General features: G+C 38.5%; 1 protein-coding gene and 2 tRNA genes. All 3 read right to left on the reverse strand.

The annotated features are described in order from the left end of the window. Window positions 1–80 precede the first annotated feature (80 nt). Window positions 81–156, reverse strand: a tRNA-His gene (locus ABW51_RS09445). Window positions 157–182: 26 nt separating this feature from the next. Then, a tRNA-Arg gene (locus tag ABW51_RS09450) sits at window positions 183–259 on the reverse strand. 157 nt (window positions 260–416) lie between these two features. After that, complete coding sequence (rlmKL, locus tag ABW51_RS09455; RefSeq protein WP_053466542.1) at window positions 417–2,552, reverse strand: bifunctional 23S rRNA (guanine(2069)-N(7))-methyltransferase RlmK/23S rRNA (guanine(2445)-N(2))-methyltransferase RlmL; 2,136 nt, start codon at window positions 2,550–2,552, stop codon at window positions 417–419. Window positions 2,553–2,738 lie beyond the last annotated feature (186 nt).

Consider the following 2,738-nt stretch of genomic DNA (forward strand, 5'->3'; position numbering starts at 1 on the left):
TTGAACCTACGACCCACTGGTCCCAAACCAGTTGCGCTACCAAGCTGCGCTACTCGCCGTCAGATCTTATATAGATAAGATGGGGTGGCTAATGGGATTCGAACCCACGACAACTGGAATCACAATCCAGGGCTCTACCAACTGAGCTATAGCCACCATTAAAAGTTGTTATTGCACTGACCTGGCGCGCTCGACAAGATTCGAACTTGCGACCTTTGGCTCCGGAGGCCAACGCTCTATCCAACTGAGCTACGAACGCGTTACTGCGTCGTTGCGGAGGCGTATATTAATGATTTCATAAAACCTTGTCTAGCACTTTTTGAAAAAAAATGTTTGAGCGGTAGTTTTTTATTCAGTTTGTTTAAAATTCACTATTTTTTCGATTATATTTACAACTTAACAAATCATTCTATACATTATATATGTTGAATCATCCAACAATTATGAATCTGTTTATTACGTTCAAAATCTAGCGGTAAGGTTTTATGCGAAATTTCTACCGCATTTAAACCTAATTCTTCCAACGCAACTAAATTCATTTTGAATCCACGTTTATTATTCGAGAAAACAATTGTGCCATTATTCGACAAAACTCGTTTTAGATTGCTCATCAATTTCACATGATCTCGTTGAACATCCCAACTCTCTTCCATACGTTTAGAATTCGAAAACGTCGGAGGATCCACGAATATCAAATCAAATTGACGATCACATTTTTCTAACCATTGAAGGCAATCTGCTTGAATTAATTTATGTTGTTTACCTTCAATATCATTCAAAATAAGATTTTGCTCTGCCCAATTAAGATAAGTATTTGACATATCAACGGTGGTTGTCGATTTTGCACCCCCAAGGGCGGCATGAACAGTTGCAGAACCAGTATAAGCAAATAAGTTCAAGAAATCTTTACCTTTTGCCAACTCTCCAATCATTTTTCTTGTTAAACGGTGATCTAAGAATAAGCCAGTGTCTAAATAATCTGTCAAATTTACCCAAAGTTGCACGCCATATTCATTCACATAAAAGTATTCACCTTTGTTGGCTAATTTCTCATATTGGTTGGTACCTTTTTGTTTCTGACGAACTTTGAGGATCAACTTATTCGTTTCTACACCTGTAACGTACAAAGTTGCAGTAACCGCATCTAATAAGCGTTGACGCGCTTTATTTTCATCAATATTTTTCGGTGCTGCATATTCCTGTACAACTATGTAATCTGCATAACGATCAACAGCTAAATTATATTCGGGCAAATCAGCATCATATAAACGATAAGCGTCTAATCCTTGTTGCTTTGCCCATTTGCTAATTTTCTTAATATTTTTTTGTAATCGATTAGCAAAATCGGTTGCCACCTCCGAAGTGCAGTTAAATTCCAGTTCATTTTCAGCTGTAATTTCGTCAGATTTTCGTTCTGAAACCTGATAATTCTTCTGCACACAATCTAGTGGGCCATTTTTTGCTTTAAACTGTCGGCTGGCACGAATTCTCAAACAATCAAGCAATGTCGATTCGCTACTAAAAACAGAAACATTCCAACCACAAAATTCTTTTTTAAGTTTTTGCCCAAATACAGAATAGAGCGCGATTAACGCTGGTGTTGTTCCTAAGCGTTCCCCATAAGGTGGATTACAGATAATCGTACCGACTTCATTTAAACTAGGATTTTTCAACGCTGCAACATCACCTTGTTGCCATTTAATTAAATGTGAAATACCTGCATTTTGTGCATTCTTCTGAGCCTTTTTTAATACACGGTGATCGAGGTCAAATCCATAAAAGTGCGGTTGAATTTCACTTTGTTTTTCTTCTGCTAATTCAATCGCTTCATTTTTTACTTTTTCCCAAGCCGATTGATTATGCGCTTTCCAAAAATCAAATCCCCAATATAAACGATAAAGTTGCGGTGCAATTTTGGCTTCCATTTGTGCCGCTTCAATTAAAAGCGTACCAGAACCACACATTGGATCCACTAATGGAGAACCTGCTTGCCAACCTGAACGCATAACAATCGCAGCCGCTAAAGTTTCGCGCAAAGGTGCTTGACCTGCATCTTCACGATAGCCTCGCAAATGTAATGCTTCTCCACTTAAATCTAAAGAAATCACTAAATTTTCACGGTTCAAATAAGCATGGATACGTACGTCCGGCTGAATTTTATCTACATCAGGACGACTTTTACCTTGACGTTCAAAATAATCGACAATCCCATCTTTAACACGCATCGCACCAAATTGAGTATGACGAATTTCTTGGTTGGTTCCATTAAAATCGACAAAGAATGTAACTCGTTCATCAAATTGCGCTAACCAATTAAAGCCAGAAACTGCCGCATAAAGATCCAAATCACTGTAAATCTTGGTTTCAATCAAAGGAAATAAAATGCGTGAAGCAAGGCGTGACCAAAGCAAAGTGCGGTATAAGGTTTCGTCATCAGCTTGATAATGAACGCCACCTTGAACCACCTTCACCTCTTGCGCACCAAGTTCAGTGAGTTCAACTTTTAATAATTCTTCAAAGCCACGAGAGGTCGTTGCAAATAATTGTTTCATTTAGGTACCGATTTTGAAAATTTTGAGGGATTATAGCATAGAAAAAGATGATCTAATTGAGATCATCAAGCGAGTTAAACTGTAAAAAGAAAAGCCCCGATTTTCTAAATCAGGGCTTCAAAATTTGTTGGTTGCGGGGGCCGGATTTGAACCGACGGCCTTCGGGTTATGAGCCCGACGAGCTAC

This window comes from Haemophilus sp. C1, assembly GCF_001276515.1.
GTDB lineage: Bacteria > Pseudomonadota > Gammaproteobacteria > Enterobacterales > Pasteurellaceae > Haemophilus.